The sequence below is a fragment of the Frigoribacterium sp. CFBP9029 genome (assembly GCF_034045305.1).
GTDB lineage: Bacteria > Actinomycetota > Actinomycetes > Actinomycetales > Microbacteriaceae > Frigoribacterium.
The window spans coordinates 182,217-199,401 of the sequence record NZ_JAXCWB010000003.1; the positions used below are offsets into that span (position 1 = coordinate 182,217).

Genomic DNA, 17,185 nt, shown 5'->3' on the forward strand with positions numbered 1-17,185 from the left:
GTCCGGGGCCCGGGGTCGACGAGACCGACGCGCATCACTGGCACTCGGATTGACCGAGTGCCAGTGACGCCCTACAGTTGTTTCTGGCACTCGCACGTGGCAAGTGCCAACCCACGTTTTTCGAAGTTCCGAGAAAGTAGAGGCAACCGTGTCGGTCTCCATCAAGCCGCTCGAAGATCGCATCGTCATCCAGCAGGTCGAAGCCGAGCAGACCACGGCTTCCGGCCTTGTGATCCCCGACACCGCGAAAGAGAAGCCCCAAGAGGGCGACGTCGTCGCCGTCGGTCCGGGTCGCATCGACGACAACGGCAACCGTGTGCCGCTCGACGTCGCCGTCGGCGACAAGGTCATCTACAGCAAGTACGGCGGAACCGAGGTCAAGTACGGCGGAGAGGACTTCCTCGTCCTGTCGGCTCGCGACGTCCTCGCCGTCGTCGTCCGCTAGTCGTTCGACACAGCTCCTCGAGAACCCCCGCTTCGGCGGGGGTTCTCGTCGTTGAGGGGGGGCCGCAGGAGGCGCGGGTCGCCTCCTCCACCGGCCGCGCCTCCCGAGAGCGGCGGTCGGACGCGCCACCCTGTCGGAGGTGGACGTGTCGCGGTGTCGGTCGCCCGGCCTACAGTCGTGACGTGACCACCAGCCGCCCCCGCGCCTCCTCGGCTTCCGCCGCCCCGCTCGTCTCCGAGACGCAGGGTGGCGGCTCGCCCGGTGCCGCCGGCGGGGCCGCCCGATCCGGGCTCGCGTTCGCGGTCGGCGCCTACGGTCTCTGGGGCGTCCTGCCCGTGTTCTTCCTGCTGATGTCGCCGTCGGGGCCGTTCGAGATCGTCGCCTGGCGCATCGTCTTCTCCCTCGTGTTCTGCCTCGCGCTGCTCGCAGCGACCAGGGGGTTTCCCGCGTTCGTCCGCCTGCTGCGGCAGCCCCGCCTCGTCGCGACCATGGGGCTCGCCGGCGTGTTCATCGTCGTCAACTGGACGGTCTTCATCACCGCCGCCCTCGCCGGGCACGTCGTCGAGGCCGCTCTGGGGTACTTCATCAACCCGATCGTGACCGTGCTGCTGGCCGTCGTCGTCCTGCGCGAGCGGTTGCGCCCCGCGCAGTGGGCGGCCGTCGCCCTCAGCGGCGTCGCCGTGCTGGTCATCGCGATCGGCACCGGCGACGTGCCGTGGGTGTCGCTCGTGCTCGCGTCCTCGTTCGGTCTCTACGGTCTCGTCAAGAAGCAGGTCGGCGGGCGGGTCGACGCCGTCGGCGGTCTCACGCTCGAGACGATGCTGATGACCCCGGTGGCCGGGGCGGCGCTCGTCGTCATGGCCGTCACGGGGGTCGGCGGCGGGGTCGTCTTCGGCTCCGTCTCGGTCGTCCACACCTTGACCGTGATCAGCTCGGGCGTCGTCACCGCGGTGCCGCTGCTCCTCTTCGCCGCCGCCGCGCGTCGTCTCCCTCTGGCCACGATCGGTCTCACGCAGTACCTCGCACCGGTGCTGCAGCTGATCGTCGGCGTGGTGCTGCTGCACGAAGAGATGCCGGTCACCCGCTGGATCGGCTTCGCGATCGTCTGGGTCGCGCTCATCGTGCTCTCCACCGACGCGGTGCGATCGTCGCGGCGGAATCGCGGTATTGAGCGCAAGTCACGAATTGCTAACGAAACGGTCCAGTGACGACCAGAACACACGCCAGAAACAATCCAGCCCTAGTTTCTACTCAATCGCGAGGACCGTCTGCCTAGTGTCGGTCCGGCTCTCCGCGCTTCACGAAAGGGACTACGGATGATCCGATCCACCAAAGGCCTGAAGGCTCTGGCGCTCGCAGGGGCCGCCTCCGTCTTGCTGGCCGCCTGTTCGTCGACGTCGTCGACTCCGGAGGACGGCGCGTCGTCGTCGCCTTCGGCTTCGCAGAAGGCCGACCCCGCAGCATCGTGCGAGGCTCCCAGCAGCCCCGGACAGGACGCGCTCCGCATCGGCACGATCCTGCCGAACACGGGAACCCTCGCCTACCTCGCTCCGCCCGCCGAGGCCGGCATCGGTCTCGCCGTCGAGGACATCAACGCCGCCGGTGGCGTGCTCGACCAGGACGTCACGGTCGAACCCCGCACCGACTCCGGCGACAGCAACGACCTCACCGTCTCGAGTGCTGCAGCGACGCAGCTCATCGACGCGAAGGTCCCGGTCGCGATCGGCGCCGAGTCGTCCAGCGTCACGCTGAACGTCATCGACCAGCTGACCGCCGCCTGCATCGTCGAGATCTCGCCCGCCAACACGGCGTCCTCGCTCAGCGGCTACTCGTCGTACTACTTCCGCACCGCGCCGCCGGACTCCGTCCAGGGGTCGGCGCTCGGCACCCAGATCGTCAACGACGGTCGCGCCAACGTCGCGTTCCTCGTCTTCAACGACACCTACGGCACCGGTCTCCGCGACTCCGTGCAGGAGTCCGTCGAGGCCTCGGGCGGCACCGTCGTCTACGGCGGCACCGGCGAAGGCCAGGAGTTCCCTCCCGGTCAGACCACCTTCTCGTCCGAGGTGACGGCGGCCCTGGCCACCGACCCCGACGCGATCGTGATCCTCGCGTTCGACGAGACCAAGTCGATCGTCCCCGAGCTCGTCGCCCAGGGTGCGGACATGACCAGCATCTACATGTCCGACGGCAACACGGCCGACTACAGCGAGGACTTCGACCCGGGCACCCTCGAGGGCGCCCAGGGCACCATCCCCGGTGCGTTCCCGTCGTCCGACCTGCAGGAGCGCTTCAACACCTACTACCAGGAGAGCGCGGGCTCGGCGCTGACCGACTACTCGTACGCACAGGAGTCGTACGACGCCACCATGCTCGCCGCGCTCGCCGCGGTGAAAGGCGGCGGAACGGACTCCGGCACCATCCAGGCCAACATGGCCGCGGTGTCGGGTGCTGACGGCGGTACCGAGTGCTCGACCTTCGCCGACTGCAAGACGGCGATCGAGGCCGGCGACGACATCTCCTACACCGGCCCCTCGGGCATCGGAGCATTCGACGACCAGAACGACCCGTCGAGCGCCTTCATCGGCATCTACAAGTTCGACGGCGACAACAAGATCGTCTACCAGACGGCGGTCGAGGGCACGGTCCAGTAACTCGGTCCCCTCTTCTGCGGAGGCCCCGGCGCGTATGCGCCGGGGCCTCCGTCGTGCGTCCGCTCGTCGGCGTCTGATCGAGTGGTCGGAAGATGCTCTTCGTGGCGCAGTGAAGAGCATCTTCCGACCACTCGATCGTGGGGCGGACGCGAGCGGGCGCGTGGGGCGCGTGGCGGGCAGCGGGGAGCGAGCGGGCGCGTGGAACGCGAGGCTCCCCTCGCGAGGAGCGTCCACGGGCGTCGTCCGCACCGCACCTTGGTGGATATCTTCGAGTGGTCAGAAGATGCTCTTCGTGGTGCGGTGAAGAGCATCTTCCGACCACTCGATCGTGGGGCGGGCGCGTGCGGGCGCGTGCGGTGCCCCCGCGCACGAACTCGCCCACCCCGCACGCACGACGGAGGCCCCGCACGACGAGCGTGCGGGGCCTCCAGGCGATGCGGGTGACGCGTCAGTGCGAGTCGTCGACGTCCTTCGCGAGCGTGCCCAGGTAGAGCTCGATCACCTTCGGGTCGTCGGCGAGCTCGCGGCCGGTGCCCGAGTACGCGTTGCGCCCCTGGTCGAGGACGTAGCCGCGGTCGCAGATCTGCAGGCAGCGGCGGGCGTTCTGCTCGACCATGATCACCGAGACGCCGGCCTTGTTGATGCGGCGGGTGCGGATGAACGTCTCGTCCTGGCGCACCGGCGACAGGCCCGCGGACGGCTCGTCGAGCAGCAGCACCTTCGGGTCCATCATGAGCGCGCGCGCCATGGCGACCGACTGCCGTTCACCGCCCGAGAGCGATCCGGCCCGCTGACCGCGACGGTCGGCGAGCACCGGGAACAGGTCGTAGATGTACTCGAGTCGCTCGGCGAACTTCTTGGGGCGCAGGAACATCCCCATCTGCAGGTTCTCCTCGATGGTCAGCGACGGGAACACGTTGTTCGTCTGCGGCACGAAGCCGACGCCGGCCTGCACCAGCTTGTTGGCCTTGAGGTTCGTGATGTCCTCGCCGCCGAGGGTGACGGCGCCCGAGTGGATCTTGACGAGGCCGAACAGCGCCTTCAGCAGGGTCGACTTGCCGGCGCCGTTCGGGCCGATGATGCCGATCAGCTCGCCCGGGTAGCAGACCAGGTCGCAGCCGTTCAGGATGTTGACCCCGGGCAGGTAGCCCGCCACGAGGTCGCTGGCGTTCATGATCGGTTCGATGCCCGCGAACTTCTCGGTTCCCGGGTGCATCTGCGTGGTCGAGGCGCTCATGCCTTCTTGTCTCCGGTCTGCTGGTCGTCCGCCGCGTTGGTGGCGGCGGGGGTCGAGGGGTCGGGTGAGCCGGGCAGGTCGCGTCCGGCGATGCCGCCGCCGGTGGCCGAGGAGGCGCTGGTCGCGTCGTCCGCGCGGGCCGCGTCCTCTGCGGCCACCTCCTGCTCGAGCTCCTCGAGCACCGCGTCCGTCAGCAGCGAGTCGTCGCCCAGGTCGGTGTCGTGATGCGCACCGAGGTAGGCGTCGATCACGGCCTGGTCGTCCATGACGGTGTCGGCGGGGCCCTCGGCCACCACCTTGCCCTCGGCCATCACGATCACCCAGTCCGAGATGTGGCGCACCATGTGCATGTCGTGCTCGACGAAGAGCACCGTGGTGCCCTCGTCGCGCAGGCTCTGGATGTGACCGAGCAGCGACTGCGTCAGGGCCGGGTTCACGCCGGCCATCGGCTCGTCGAGCATGATCATCTCGGGGTCGCTCATGAGGGCGCGGGCCATCTCGAGCAGCTTGCGCTGGCCGCCCGACAGGCTGCCGGCGTAGTCGTCGCGCTTGTCGTCGAGCTTGAACCGCTTCAGCAGATCTTCGGCCTTCGCGGTGATCTCGCGCTCGCGGGCCTTCCAGAGCGGCGGGACGATGCCGACGAAGAAGTTCTCGCCGGGCTGGTCGCGGGCTCCGAGCAGCATGTTCTGCATCACGGTCAGGCGAGACAGCGCCTTCGTCAGCTGGAAGGTGCGCACCATGCCGGCGCGCGCCACCTTGGCGGCGCCGACGTTGCCCATCGGCTTGCCGTCGAAGACCCACTTCGCCGTGCCCTCGCCGCGGTTGAACGCGGTGGGGGCCGACGAGGCCTTGTCGAAGCCGGTCAGCAGGTTGAAGAAGGTCGTCTTGCCGGCCCCGTTCGGGCCGATCAGCGCCGTGATCGCGCCGCGCTGCACCTCCACGTGTCCGACGTCGACGGCGGTCATGCCGCCGAAGCGACGCACGACGTTGTCGACGGTCAGGATGGGGTCGGGCTTCGACGAGCCCGGGGTGCGGTCGACGCCGGTCAGCTTGGCGCGGAGGGCGTCGCGGTCGTAGTCGTAGCCGGCCTTGCGTGCGCGGCCACCGGTCGTGGTTGTCTCAGACACTGAACGACAGCTCCTTCTTGTTACCGAGGATCCCCTGTGGCCTGAAGATGATCAGGCACATGAGGGCGACGCCGACGAGCACGTACGAGAACTGGTCGGCCTGTTGGTTGCTCATGATGCTCGCGGGGATGAAGTCGCCGGCCAGGGTGCGGATCAGCAGTCGCACCACGAAGAACAGGATCGCGCCGAGCACCGGCCCGAACACCGTCGCGGCGCCGCCGAGCAGCAGGGCCGTCCAGATGAAGAAGGTCGTCGAGCGACCGAGCGCGTCGGGCTGCACCGACGAGGGCAGCACGTAGATGATCCCGGCGAGCGAGCCGATCACACCACCGAAGACCAGCGCCTGCATCTTGTACGAGAAGACGTTCTTGCCGAGGCTGCGCACGGCGTCCTCGTCTTCGCGGATGCCCTTGAGCACACGGCCCCAGGGGCTGCGGCTGAGCAGGAACACGATCACGCAGAGCAGGGCGACGAGGCCCCAGGCCACGATGCGGATCCACCAGCCGCTGACCCCGTTGTTGTCGTAGGTGAACCACAGGATCGTGGTCTGACCGTCGGGCAGGGGCGAGAGGGCGGTGAAGGCGTCGCGGTACGACGAGCCGGTGATGCCGTTCGAGCCGCCGGTGACGTCGGTGAGGATGCTCGATCTGCCGACCATGCGGATGATCTCCGCCGCGCAGATGGTGACGATGGCGAGGTAGTCGCCCCTCAGCTTCAGGGTCGGCACGCCGAGGATGAGCGCGAAGATCACCCCGCAGAGCAGACCGATCAGCACGGCCACCCCGATCGGCAGGCCGCTGGTCAGCGAGATGGCGAAGCCGTAGGCGCCGACCAGGAGGAAGGCCGCCTGACCCATGTTGATCAGCCCGGTGAAGCCGAAGTGGATGTTGAGGCCGATGGCCGCGAGGGCGAAGGCCGCCGTGGTGGGCGCGAGCGCCTCGCCGGTGAGGGCACGGAGCAGTGAGATGACGTAGTCCATGAGTAGTCCCCTTAACCGATCCGCTCGGCGCGACCGAAGATGCCCTGCGGCCTGAACAGCAGGATCACGATCAGGATCAGCAGCGCGGTGGCGTACTTGAAGTCACCCGGCAGCACCAGGTTGGTCAGCTCGACGATGACGCCGATGATGAGCGAGCCGGCGAGGGCGCCGAACGACGTCCCGAGTCCGCCCAGGGTCACCGCGGCGAACATGAGCAGCAGGATCTGCAGACCGGTCATCCAGTTGACGCCGTTCAGCACGAGCCCGAGCATGACGCCCGAGAGGCCGGCGAGGGCGGCCGCGACGGTCCAGACCAGGCGGATGATGCGGTCGACGTCGATGCCGGAGGCCGCGGCGAGAGCCGGGTTGTCGGACACGGCGCGGGTGGCGCGACCGGTGCGGGTCTTCGTGAGGAAGAGCCCGGTCAGCACCAGCACGACGATCGAGATGCCCATGGCCACGTACGACTGCACCGTCAGGGTGATGCCCGCCAGGGTGACCGTCGACGGGTTCGCCGTCTGGATCCGCACGGTCGCGGCGCCGAAGAAGTACTGGAACGCGTACTGCAGCGCGATCGAGAGGCCGATGGTGACGATCATCAGCTGGGTGAGACTCAACCCCCGCCGTCGGAGGGGCTTCCAGATCGCCCAGTCCTGGATGAACCCGGTCGCGGCGCAGATCACGACGGTGATCATCGCGGCCAGGAAGATGTTCATGCCCAGCTGGTTCGCGAAGACGTAGGCCAGGAGGCCGCCGAGGGTCACCTGCTCGCCGTGCGAGAAGCTGCTGAGCCCGGTCGTGCCGTAGATCAGCGAGAGGCCGATGGCCGCCAGCGCGAGCAGCAGGCCGAGGCGGATGCCCGAGGCGAGCTGCTGACCGACGCGCTCCCAGTTGAAGGCGGCGGCTGAGTCGCCGGTGGTGGCGCCCTCGGTCGCGCTGAGCTGGAAGATGACGCCGGCGTTGGCGCCGAGCGTGGCGTTGACCATGCGCTCGTCCTGCTCGGCGTTCGTCAGGAACTCGCCGTCGGGCAGCGAGTCGGTGTCGAGGGCGACCGTGTACTGACCGCCCTCGGTCACGGGCAGGGCCCAGCGGCCGGTGCCGTCGACCTCGGCCGTGCCCTCGAAGCCGCCGGGCCCCGTCACGGTGAGCACGACCCCCGAGGCGGGCTCGCCCTCGGAGGTGCGGATGCTGCCCTGGATGCAGGCCGTGGCGTCGTCGACGGTGCACGAGGCGGTCGCCCCGCCCTGGGCCCTGGCGGGCTCGGGCGCGATCATCACGGACAGGAAGGCGCCGGCGAGTGCGAGCAGCAGCGTCAGGACTGTGACGAACAGGGCTGGCCGCAACGGTGTCGGCGGAGCGATGGTCGTGTCGGGTTTCACGGAACCTCCTGGACAGGTGCCAGTCGGGGCGATGCCCCGGGTGCCGCTGGCTACCGTCGTTGGTGACGCTACTTTCGCCGTGTGTCGGCCATGTTTCGTGCACGACACAGGCAAGAGTCGAAAAATCGTCGCTGTTCTGTGACCTTCTCGCGCCTCCTCGGCCGTTTCGGACCGTCGAGCCCCGGAATGCAGGAGGCGCGGCGAGGGTTAACATCGACTACCGGCACTCGACGGCGATCCGGTGCACACCGCCCCCCATCCGCTCCTTCGAAGGGCACTCATGGACCAGCCGGATCCGTTCGGATTCATCGGACTCACGTACGACGACGTCATGCTCCTGCCCGGGCGCACCGACGTGATCCCGAGCGAGGCCGACACCTCGTCGCGGTTGACGAAGCGCATCCGCGTGGCCGTCCCGCTGCTGTCGGCCGCCATGGACACCGTCACCGAGTCGCGCATGGCCATCGCCATGGCACGCCAGGGCGGCATCGGCATCATCCACCGCAACCTCTCGATCGTCGATCAGGCGGCGCACGTCGACAAGGTCAAGCGCAGCGAGTCGGGCATGATCACCAACCCGGTGACGACCAGCCCGGATGCGACGGTGGCCGAGGTCGACGCCCTCTGCGGTCAGTTCCGCGTCTCCGGTCTCCCGGTCGTCGAGGCCGACGGCACGCTGGTCGGCATCATCACCAACCGCGACATGCGCTTCGTGTCGACGTTCGAGATGCAGACCACCCTCGTGCGCGACGTCATGACGTCGGCACCGCTCATCACGGCGCCCGAGGGCGTCGATCCCGACTCGGCCATCGCGATCTTCGCGGAGCACAAGATCGAGAAGCTGCCGCTGGTCGACGCCGACGGCAAGCTGCGCGGTCTCATCACCGTCAAGGACTTCGACAAGAGCGAGAAGTACCCCGACGCCACCAAAGACGACGAGGGGCGACTGCGGGTCGGAGCCGCGATCGGCTTCTTCGGCGACGCCTGGGAGCGCGCCTGCGCACTCCGCGACGCCGGGGTCGACGTGCTCGTGGTCGACACGGCCAACGGCGAGAGCTCGGGCGAGCTCGACATGATCCGCCGCATCAAGGCCGATCCGTCGTTCGCCGCGATCGACGTGATCGGCGGCAACGTCGCGACGCGCTCGGGCGCCGAGGCCCTCATCGAGGCCGGCGCCGACGCCATCAAGGTCGGCGTGGGCCCGGGCTCGATCTGCACCACCCGGGTCGTCTCGGGTGTCGGCGTGCCCCAGGTCACCGCCGTCTACGAGGCGTCGCTCGCGGCGCGCGAGGTCGGCGTGCCGGTCATCGCCGACGGCGGGCTGCAGTACTCGGGCGACATCGCCAAGGCGCTGGTCGCCGGGGCCGACACCGTGATGCTCGGCTCGCTGCTGGCCGGCTGCGACGAGAGCCCGGGCGACCTGGTCTTCGTCGGCGGCAAGCAGTTCAAGAACTACCGGGGCATGGGCTCGCTGGGGGCCATGCAGACCCGCGGCAAGAACACGTCGTACTCGAAAGACCGGTACTTCCAGGCCGACGTGCCCTCCGACGACAAGCTCATCCCCGAGGGCGTCGAGGGCCAGGTGCCCTACCGCGGCGCGCTGGGCAACGTCGTCTACCAGCTGACCGGCGGCCTGCGCCAGTCGATGTTCTACGTCGGCGGTCGCACCGTCGCCGAGCTGAAGGCGAAGGGCAAGTTCGTCCGCATCACGGCGGCCGGTCTGAAAGAGAGCCACCCGCACGACCTGCAGATGGTCGTCGAGGCTCCCAACTACCGCCGCTAGTCCGCCGCCCCGCGCCGCGGCGCGGTGCGCTGCCCAGAACGGGCGAGTCCGGCGGAGCCGGTCGTGTTACCACGCCCGCCTCCGCCGGACTCGCCCGTTCGCCTGTCCGCGGGATGTGCACAGGGGACCCGCGAGGCGACCTGCACAGGAGCCGGCGACTCAGCTCCGTCCACAGGGCGACGGAGACCACCGGCCGACCGCCCGTAGGCCCGCCACCCTGGGGCGATGCTCCTCACCTCGCGTCACCCGGGTCTCATCCTCAGTCGCGACCTCACTGCTCTCGGGCTCGACGATGCCGAGCTCCGTCGAGCCTGCAGGCGTGGCGAACTCGTCGGCGTCCGCCGGGGAGCGTATGTGGAGTCCGCTCTGTGGCGGCGGCTCGGAGTCGACGAGCGATATCGGCTGACGGTCGTCGCCGCGGTGGCCGCGTGCCGGACCCGGGTCGTGGTCAGTCATCTCTCGGCCGCGGTGCTGCACGGCCTGCCGCTCGTGGGGGCGCCGCCGCCGGTGGTGCATGTGCTCGTGGCCCCGCCGGGAGGCAGTCGTCGTGAGCACGGCTTCGTCAAGCGCGCCCGCTCCGACTACGACCTGCCGGGTCTGCCGCAGATCGATGGCGTGCTGGTGACACCCGTCGAGACGACCCTGGTCGACGTGTGCCTGACCGAGTCGTTCCTCCGAGCGGTCGTCATGACCGATCACGCGCTGCGCATCGGAGCGGTCACCCTCGAGCAGCTGGCTCAGGAATTCGCGTCGCGCGACACCGCACGAGGCGCGACCCGTGTCCGCGCCGTGCTGCAGTTCGCCTCCCCGCTCTCGGCGGGGCCCCTCGAATCGGTCAGCCGAGTCGGGTTCCGGCTGCTCGGGCTGCCCGACCCCGTGCTGCAGCATCCCCTGTTCGACGCGACGGGTCGGAGAGTCGCCATCGTCGACAACTGGTGGCCGCACGCAGGAGCGGTCGGAGAATCCGACGGTCGCATCAAGTACACCGACCCGGCGGTGATGAACGGTCGCACCGTCGAGCAGGTCGTCATCGACGAGAAGCATCGTGAAGACGAGATCCGGTCCCTGCCCGAGGTGCAGGGGTTCGCGCGCTGGGGCTGGTCGACGGCTCTCGACACCCGCCGCCTCGGTGAGGTCTTGGCCCGGGCGGGCGTCTCACCCGAGTCGAAGGCGCGAAAGCGGGCGAGTTCGATCGAGACGGGCGCCTCCGGTGGCCCGTTTCCGCCGGACTCGCCCGCTGACGGGGGCCCAGCGGCGGGGGAGCGAACCGGGCGCGAGCGACCCGGGGGCACGAGCCGCGCCTCCGGTAGGGTGGCCCGGTGACTGAGGTAGAGATCGGCGTATCCAAGCGCGCCCGCCGTGCGTACGCATTCGACGACATCGCGATCGTCCCGAGCCGACGGACGCGAGACCCGCGCGACGTGTCGGTGAGCTGGTCGATCGACGCGTTCACGTTCGAGTCGCCCATCATCGCGGCGCCGATGGACTCGGTCGTCAGCCCCGCCACGGCCATCCGCATCGGTCAGCTCGGCGGCCTCGGCGTCCTCGACCTCGAGGGCGTCTGGACCCGCTACGACGACCCGGAGGCGGTGCTCGCCGAGATCCGCGGCCTGCCGGAGGCCGAGACGGTCGCCCGCATGCAGCAGATCTACGCCGAGCCGATCAAGCCCGAGCTGGTCACCGCCCGCCTCGCCGAGATCCGCGCCGCGGGGGTCACCGTGGCCGGCTCGCTGAGCCCGCAGCGCACCCAAGACCTGTACCAGACGGTCGTCGACGCCGGTGTCGACGTCTTCGTCATCCGCGGCACGACGGTGTCCGCCGAGCACGTGTCGAAGACGACCGAGCCGCTGAACCTCAAGAAGTTCATCTACGAGCTCGACGTCCCGGTGATCGTCGGCGGCGCCTCGACCTACACGTCGGCGCTGCACCTGATGCGCACCGGCGCCGCGGGCGTGCTCGTCGGGTTCGGGGGCGGCGCCGCGTCGACGACCCGCGCCTCCCTCGGCATCCACGCGCCGATGGCGACCGCCGTCGCCGACGTCGCCGGGGCGCGCCGCGACTACCTCGACGAGTCGGGCGGGCGCTACGTGCACGTCATCGCCGACGGCGGCCTCGGCACCTCGGGCGACATCGTCAAGGCCGTCGCCTGCGGCGCGGACGCCGTCATGCTCGGTGCCGCGCTGGCCCGGGCGACCGACGTGCCCGGCGGCGGGTACCACTGGGGCGCCGAGGCGCACCACCCCGAGCTGCCCCGGGGACGTCGTGTGCACGTCGGCCAGGTCGGCACGCTCGAGAAGATCCTCTACGGCCCCGCCGAGACGGTCGACGGCCAGGCGAACCTGATCGGCGCCCTGCGACGCTCGATGGCGACGACCGGCTACAGCGACCTCAAGGAGTTCCAGCGCAGCGAGGTCGTCGTCGCCCCTTACCAGCCTCACTAGCCGGTCGCCCGTCCCCAGCTGAGCGCCGCCTCATGGCGGGCTCGGCCGTGGGGGCGTTGGATGGACGGGTGGGCGCGACGAGCGTCCCCGTTCCGATCCAACGATGGAGGCTCGCATGGCCAGGTCCGCGTCCGTTTCGCTCTCGACGAAGCTCGGCCCCGACGAACGGGCGGCAGCCGTCGAGGTGATGAAGACCAGAGAGCTCGACATCCTCGTCATCGGCGGCGGCATCGTCGGCGCCGGCTCGGCCCTCGACGCCGTCACCCGGGGTCTGAGCGTCGGCATCGTCGAGGCCCGCGACTGGGGCTCGGGCACGTCGAGTCGTTCGTCGAAGCTCGTCCACGGCGGCATCCGCTATCTCGAGCAGTTGAACTTCCGGCTCGTGCGCGAGGCGCTCATCGAACGGGGGCTGCTGCTGCAGCGCCTCGCGCCGCACCTGGTCAAGCCGGTGCGGTTCCTGTACCCGCTGAGCAAGCCCGTCTACGAGCGGTTCTACATCGGTGCCGGCATGGCGCTCTACGACATCTTCAGCTGGACGGGCGGGCGCCCGCCCGGGGTGCCGCACCACCGGCACCTGACCAAGACGCAGGTGATGCGGGCGATCCCGAGCCTGTCGAAAGACGCGGTCGTCGGGGGGCTCACGTACTACGACGCCCAGGTCGACGACGCGCGCTACGTCTCGTCGCTGGTCCGCACGGCGTCCGCCTACGGGGCTCACGCGGCCAGCCGCATCCGCGTCGAGGGGTTCGTCAAGGTGGGCGAGCGCGTGGTCGGCGTCAAGGCGCACGACTACCAGACGGGCGAGCACTTCGAGATCCGGGCGAAGCAGGTCGTCAACGCGACCGGCGTCTGGACGGACGACACGCAGGCCATGGTCGGCGAGCGGGGCCAGTTCAAGGTCCGGGCGTCGAAGGGCGTGCACCTCGTGGTGCCCCGCGACCGCATCCACTCCGACATGGGCATGATCTTCCGCACCGAGAAGAGCGTGCTGTTCGTCATCCCGTGGGGTCGCCACTGGCTGGTCGGCACCACCGACACCGACTGGGATCTCGACAAGGCGCACCCCGCGGCGACGGCGGCCGACATCGACTACATCCTCGAGCACGTCAACAAGGTGATGGCGGTGCCGCTCACCCGAGACGACGTCGAGGGCGTGTACGCCGGGCTGCGACCGCTGCTGGCCGGCGAGTCCGATCAGACGTCGAAGCTCTCGCGCGAGCACATCGTCGCCCACACCGTGCCGGGCCTCGTCGTCGTGGCCGGCGGCAAGTGGACGACCTACCGGGTCATGGCCGAAGACGCCATCGACGAGGCCGTCGCGGCCCTCGACGGCCGCATCCCGTCGAGCACCACGATGGAGATCCCGCTGATCGGCGCAGAGGGGTACCACGCGGCGTGGAACAAGCGCGGCAAGATCGCGAAGGCGTTCGGCGTCCACAAGGTGCGCATCGAGCACCTGCTGAACCGCTACGGCACCACGACGGACGAGATACTCGACCTCATCCGCGACGACCCGTCGCTGGCCGAGCCGCTGCCCGGCGCCGACGACTACATCCGCGCCGAGGTCGTCTACGCCGCCAGCCACGAGAGCGCCCTGCACCTCGAGGACGTCCTCGCGCGCCGCACCCGCATCTCGATCGAGGCGTGGGATCGCGGCGAGTCCGCGGCGCCCGTCGCCGCCAAGCTGATGGCGGGCGTGCTCGGCTGGAGCGACGACGAGGCCGAGGCCGAGGTCGCGAACTACCTCAAGCGGGTCGCGGCCGAGCGCGCCAGCCAGCTCGAACCCGACGACGAGTCGGCCGACCGGGTCCGTCTCGAGGCTCCCGACATCGCCTTCGGCTTCGAAGAGGACGACATGGTGGTGCCCGGTGCCGATCAGGGAGGCGCGCCCGAGCCCGGCGAGAGCGTCGTCGAGCCCGCCGGCACCCCCGGCGACGACACCTCCGCCGACCGCCCCGGCGGCAGCGCAGGCTGAGCCGCGGGGGTCGCGGGGCGACCGGCCTGCAGGAGGCGCGGTGACGGGACGACCGTCGCCGCGCCTCCTCGGTCACCCGGGAACAAACCCCGTGGGCATGCCGTTGCACCCACCGTGAGCAGCCCGGCCTCGGCGTCGTCACCCGACGCTAGGCTGAGACGACTGCCCCCGAGTGCACTGGAGACGAACCATGGTTGACGTGCGTCGAGTCAAGCTCCCCGGCGTCGGGGTGCTGCACACCTTCATCACGGACGACGGCGGCAAGTGCGGCGTCATCACGCACCGCTCGGGTCACAGCGACCTCATCACGTTCAGCGACGAGGCCGACGCGGCCGACGTCACGAAGGTGTCCCTCCGTCTGAGTGAAGACGAGGCCCACACCCTGGCCGAGCTGCTGGGCGGCACGCGCATCACCGAGTCGCTCTCGGCGCTCGATCAGATCCCGGGTCTCAGCATCGACTGGTTCACGGTCGACTACGACGACCACATCGCCGGGCAGCCCCTCGGCGATCTCGGCGCCCGGGGCGTGGTCGGCCTCACGGTCGTCGCCGTCGTGCGCGGCGACGCCGCCAACCCCGCGCCGTCGGGCGACTTCAAGGTGTTCCCCGGCGACACGCTCGTGGTCGCGGGTTCCCCTGAGAAGGTCGCGAAGGCGTTCTCGTACTACCGCACGGGTGAACTCAAGCACCGGTCGCCGGTCGACGCTCCTCCCGGGGGCTGACGCCCGTGCACCTGGGTGAAGAGCTGATCGTCCTCGGCATCCTCCTGCTGCTCGCGTACATCCTGGGCAGGGCCGGCAAGCTGATCGGCCTCCCGTCGATCCCGGTGTACATGCTGGTCGGTCTGCTGGCCAGCACGAACACGGGGTGGTTCCCGCTCAGCTTCGAGACCGACAGCATCGAGCTGATCGCGATCTTCGGGCTGATCCTGCTGCTGTTCAACCTCGGTCTCGAGTTCGACCAGGACGAGTTCTTCTCGAACGCGGGGCGGCTGATCGTCTCGGGCGGCAGCTACATCCTCGTCAACATGGGCGTCGGGCTCGTCTTCGGCTTCATGCTGGGCTGGGGCACCCGCGAGGCCCTGATCATCGCCGGCATGACGGCGACGTCGTCGAGCGCGATCGTGACGAAGCTGCTGATCGAGCTCAACCGGCTGGCGAACCGCGAGACGCCGATGATCCTCGGCGTGACGGTCGTCGAAGACATCTTCATCGCGATCTACCTCGCCGTGGTGTCGGTGGTGCTGAGCGGCGAGACGGACCCGCTGCCGGTGATCCTCAAGCTCGTCGTCGCCTTCGCGTTCCTGGTGATCATGTTCTCGATCGCGCGCTGGGGCGGCAAGGTCGTCTCGCGGCTGATGCGCACCAAAGACGACGAGCTCTTCACCGTGCTGTTCTTCGGTCTCGCCGTGCTGTTCGGCGGCCTCGGCGAGGTGCTGGGCGTCACCGACGCCATCGGCGCGTTCCTGATCGGTCTGATCGCCGGGGCGACCCGCTACCGCAACCGCATCGAGCAGTTCGCCCTGCCGATGCGCGACGTCTTCGGCGCCTTCTTCTTCTTGAACTTCGGGCTCGGGCTCGACCCCGCGCTCTTCCCGACGGTGCTCGGGCCCGTGGCGATCGCGATCGGCATCACCGTCGGCCTCAACATCCTCGCCGGGCAGTTCGTCGCGTGGCTCAACAAGCTCGGGCCGCAGGCCGGCATCAACACGGCGGCGATCCTGCAGAACCGCGGCGAGTTCGCGCTCATCCTGGCGACCCTTTCGATGGGGGCGGGCCTCGACGAACGCCTGCAGCCGTTCGCCGGTCTGTACGTCCTGGTCATGGCCGTCGTCGGTCCGCTCCTCGCGTCGAACTCGGAGCGCATCGGGGGAGTCCTGCTCCGCTCGCGCAAGCGCGCCGAGCGCGAGGAGATCGAGCGTCGGCGCCGCGAGAAGGCTGCCCGCGGCACCGACGAGATAGCCCTGATGGAGGCGGCGCTCGCCGATCCGGACGCCGCCGAGTCGGTCGATGGCGCACCTGAGACCGAGCCCGAGCGCGTGCGGCGCCTCGGCCCCGGGGTGACGGCCGCCGAGGGTGCGACCGGGCGCCCCGGCGGCCCCGCCGGTCGCCCCGGCGGCACCGCGAACGGCGCGGCGGACGGCGACGACGACCTCGACGACCTCGACGAGATGGACGCCGCCGAGGCCGCGCTCTGGGCCGAGCAGGCCGGCCAGCAGTCCGACCAGCGGGCGACCCGGCAGCGCGACCCCGAGTACTGAGCCGCCGCGCGCCCGCGCACCCAGCGGGGTCACCGGCGGCCGACGGTACGATGCCGTTCGTGAGCCGCACCGACGAACGTCCCCTGACGACCGGTCCCGACGGCTCGCCTCTGCCCGAGAGCATGTGGCAGGTGGCCCGTCGCGGTCGCTGGATCGCGATGCTCGCGCTGTCGCTGGTCATCTCCGGCATCTTCGCCTGGCTCGGCCACTGGCAGCTCGAGCGCAGCATCGAGAGCGGTCAGGTCGCCAACCCGGAGACCGAGACGGTCAAGGTGCTGTCCGACGTGACCGAGCCGCAGACCCCGTTCTACGACAGGGTCGGCGGTCAGATGGTCAGCGTGACCGGCGAATTCGCGCCCGACGACTTCCGCGTCGTCTCCGACCGCGTCAACGACGGCGATCTCGGCTACTGGCTGATCGGACGCTTCGTCGACGACGCGAACGGGGCCTCGACGGCGGTGGCGCTCGGCTGGTCGGCCGACGAGTCCGACGCGACCGAGGCCGAGGCCGACGTGCCCGTGGGCACCGAGCTGACGCTGACGGGTCGCTACTCGCCGAGCGAGGCTCCCTCCGACGGCGACTTCGAGAACGGCCGCGAGACGGTCGTCTCGGTCGCGAGTCTCGTCAACGAGTGGGGCGACTTCGACGGCTCGGTCTACGGCGGCTACGTCGTGGCGGCCGACAGCTGGGGCGAGCTCGAGCAGATCAGCTCGCCGGCACCGGACTCCGACGTGTCGCTGAACTGGCTCAACATCTTCTACGCCATCGAGTGGGTCGTGTTCGCCGGCTTCGCGATCTTCCTCTGGTTCCGCCTCGTGCGCGACGCCTACGAGCGCGAGATCGACGAGGCCGAAGAGGCCCGCCTCGAGGCCGACGCGACCTCCTGACCCACCCGGCCCGCGCCTC

The 17,185-nt window shown here is 69.8% G+C and carries 14 protein-coding genes; 10 read left to right on the forward strand and 4 right to left on the reverse strand.

Going from position 1 to position 17,185, the window contains the following annotated elements:
• Positions 1 to 148 precede the first annotated feature (148 nt).
• The 3 genes from groES to SOM11_RS05690 all read left to right on the forward strand — a co-directional run bounded on the left by groES (position 149) and on the right by SOM11_RS05690 (position 3,099).
• A complete protein-coding gene (gene groES / locus SOM11_RS05680) occupies positions 149 to 445 on the forward strand; it encodes a co-chaperone GroES (protein WP_192061059.1) in 297 nt (98 codons plus the stop codon).
• Positions 446 to 627: 182 nt separating this feature from the next.
• Positions 628 to 1,653, forward strand: a complete 1,026-nt coding sequence (gene rarD / locus SOM11_RS05685) for an EamA family transporter RarD (RefSeq protein WP_320477456.1) — start codon at positions 628 to 630, stop codon at positions 1,651 to 1,653.
• 108 nt (positions 1,654 to 1,761) lie between these two features.
• Positions 1,762 to 3,099, forward strand: a complete 1,338-nt coding sequence (locus SOM11_RS05690) for an ABC transporter substrate-binding protein (protein ID WP_192061061.1) — start codon at positions 1,762 to 1,764, stop codon at positions 3,097 to 3,099.
• Between the two features lie 448 nt (positions 3,100 to 3,547).
• Here the strand turns inward: SOM11_RS05690 and SOM11_RS05695 are convergent, their stop codons facing one another.
• The 4 genes from SOM11_RS05695 to SOM11_RS05710 form a co-directional block, all read right to left on the reverse strand.
• Complete coding sequence (locus tag SOM11_RS05695) at positions 3,548 to 4,315, reverse strand: ABC transporter ATP-binding protein (protein ID WP_371740764.1); 768 nt, start codon at positions 4,313 to 4,315, stop codon at positions 3,548 to 3,550.
• A gap of 17 nt (positions 4,316 to 4,332) precedes the next feature.
• Positions 4,333 to 5,385 carry an ABC transporter ATP-binding protein gene (locus SOM11_RS05700; protein WP_197981995.1) on the reverse strand — a complete coding sequence of 351 codons (1,053 nt, stop codon included), beginning with the start codon at positions 5,383 to 5,385 and terminating at the stop codon, positions 4,333 to 4,335.
• A 70-nt stretch (positions 5,386 to 5,455) separates the two neighbouring features.
• Entirely contained in the window at positions 5,456 to 6,442 is a 987-nt protein-coding gene (locus SOM11_RS05705) for a branched-chain amino acid ABC transporter permease (protein WP_192061064.1), read from the reverse strand.
• 11 nt (positions 6,443 to 6,453) lie between these two features.
• Positions 6,454 to 7,821, reverse strand: a complete 1,368-nt coding sequence (locus SOM11_RS05710; protein WP_243215248.1) for a branched-chain amino acid ABC transporter permease — start codon at positions 7,819 to 7,821, stop codon at positions 6,454 to 6,456.
• A gap of 280 nt (positions 7,822 to 8,101) precedes the next feature.
• On the opposite strand from SOM11_RS05710, the gene guaB reads away from it, so the two are divergent.
• The 7 genes from guaB (at position 8,102) to SOM11_RS05745 (ending at position 17,166) form a co-directional block, all read left to right on the forward strand.
• Positions 8,102 to 9,604, forward strand: a complete 1,503-nt coding sequence (gene guaB / locus SOM11_RS05715; RefSeq protein WP_320477457.1) for an IMP dehydrogenase — start codon at positions 8,102 to 8,104, stop codon at positions 9,602 to 9,604.
• Positions 9,605 to 9,829: 225 nt separating this feature from the next.
• Positions 9,830 to 10,927, forward strand: a complete 1,098-nt coding sequence (locus tag SOM11_RS05720) for a type IV toxin-antitoxin system AbiEi family antitoxin domain-containing protein (RefSeq protein WP_320477458.1) — start codon at positions 9,830 to 9,832, stop codon at positions 10,925 to 10,927.
• Entirely contained in the window at positions 10,924 to 12,045 is a 1,122-nt protein-coding gene (locus SOM11_RS05725; protein WP_192061067.1) for a GuaB3 family IMP dehydrogenase-related protein, read from the forward strand. The genes SOM11_RS05720 and SOM11_RS05725 overlap by 4 nt, the downstream gene beginning before the upstream one ends.
• A gap of 115 nt (positions 12,046 to 12,160) precedes the next feature.
• On the forward strand, positions 12,161 to 14,020 hold the full coding sequence (locus SOM11_RS05730) for a glycerol-3-phosphate dehydrogenase/oxidase (RefSeq protein WP_243215251.1): 1,860 nt from the start codon (positions 12,161 to 12,163) through the stop codon (positions 14,018 to 14,020).
• Positions 14,021 to 14,210: 190 nt separating this feature from the next.
• A complete protein-coding gene (locus tag SOM11_RS05735) occupies positions 14,211 to 14,741 on the forward strand; it encodes a cation:proton antiporter regulatory subunit (protein WP_192061069.1) in 531 nt (176 codons plus the stop codon).
• Between the two features lie 5 nt (positions 14,742 to 14,746).
• Positions 14,747 to 16,279 carry a cation:proton antiporter gene (locus SOM11_RS05740; RefSeq protein ID WP_320477459.1) on the forward strand — a complete coding sequence of 511 codons (1,533 nt, stop codon included), beginning with the start codon at positions 14,747 to 14,749 and terminating at the stop codon, positions 16,277 to 16,279.
• 59 nt (positions 16,280 to 16,338) lie between these two features.
• Positions 16,339 to 17,166 carry an SURF1 family protein gene (locus SOM11_RS05745; RefSeq protein WP_243214512.1) on the forward strand — a complete coding sequence of 276 codons (828 nt, stop codon included), beginning with the start codon at positions 16,339 to 16,341 and terminating at the stop codon, positions 17,164 to 17,166.
• Positions 17,167 to 17,185 lie beyond the last annotated feature (19 nt).

Bases quoted from the DNA above. Each gene is read 5' to 3' on its own strand.
- SOM11_RS05690 (WP_192061061.1), top strand. From the start codon at position 1,762: ATGATCCGATCCACCAAAGGCCTGAAGGCTCTGGCGCTCGCAGGGGCC.
- SOM11_RS05695 (WP_371740764.1), bottom strand. From the start codon at position 4,315: ATGCACCCGGGAACCGAGAAGTTCGCGGGCATCGAACCGATCATGAAC.
- SOM11_RS05705 (WP_192061064.1), bottom strand. From the start codon at position 6,442: ATGGACTACGTCATCTCACTGCTCCGTGCCCTCACCGGCGAGGCGCTC.
- guaB (WP_320477457.1), top strand. From the start codon at position 8,102: ATGGACCAGCCGGATCCGTTCGGATTCATCGGACTCACGTACGACGAC.
- SOM11_RS05720 (WP_320477458.1), top strand. From the start codon at position 9,830: ATGCTCCTCACCTCGCGTCACCCGGGTCTCATCCTCAGTCGCGACCTC.
- SOM11_RS05730 (WP_243215251.1), top strand. From the start codon at position 12,161: ATGGCCAGGTCCGCGTCCGTTTCGCTCTCGACGAAGCTCGGCCCCGAC.
- SOM11_RS05735 (WP_192061069.1), top strand. From the start codon at position 14,211: ATGGTTGACGTGCGTCGAGTCAAGCTCCCCGGCGTCGGGGTGCTGCAC.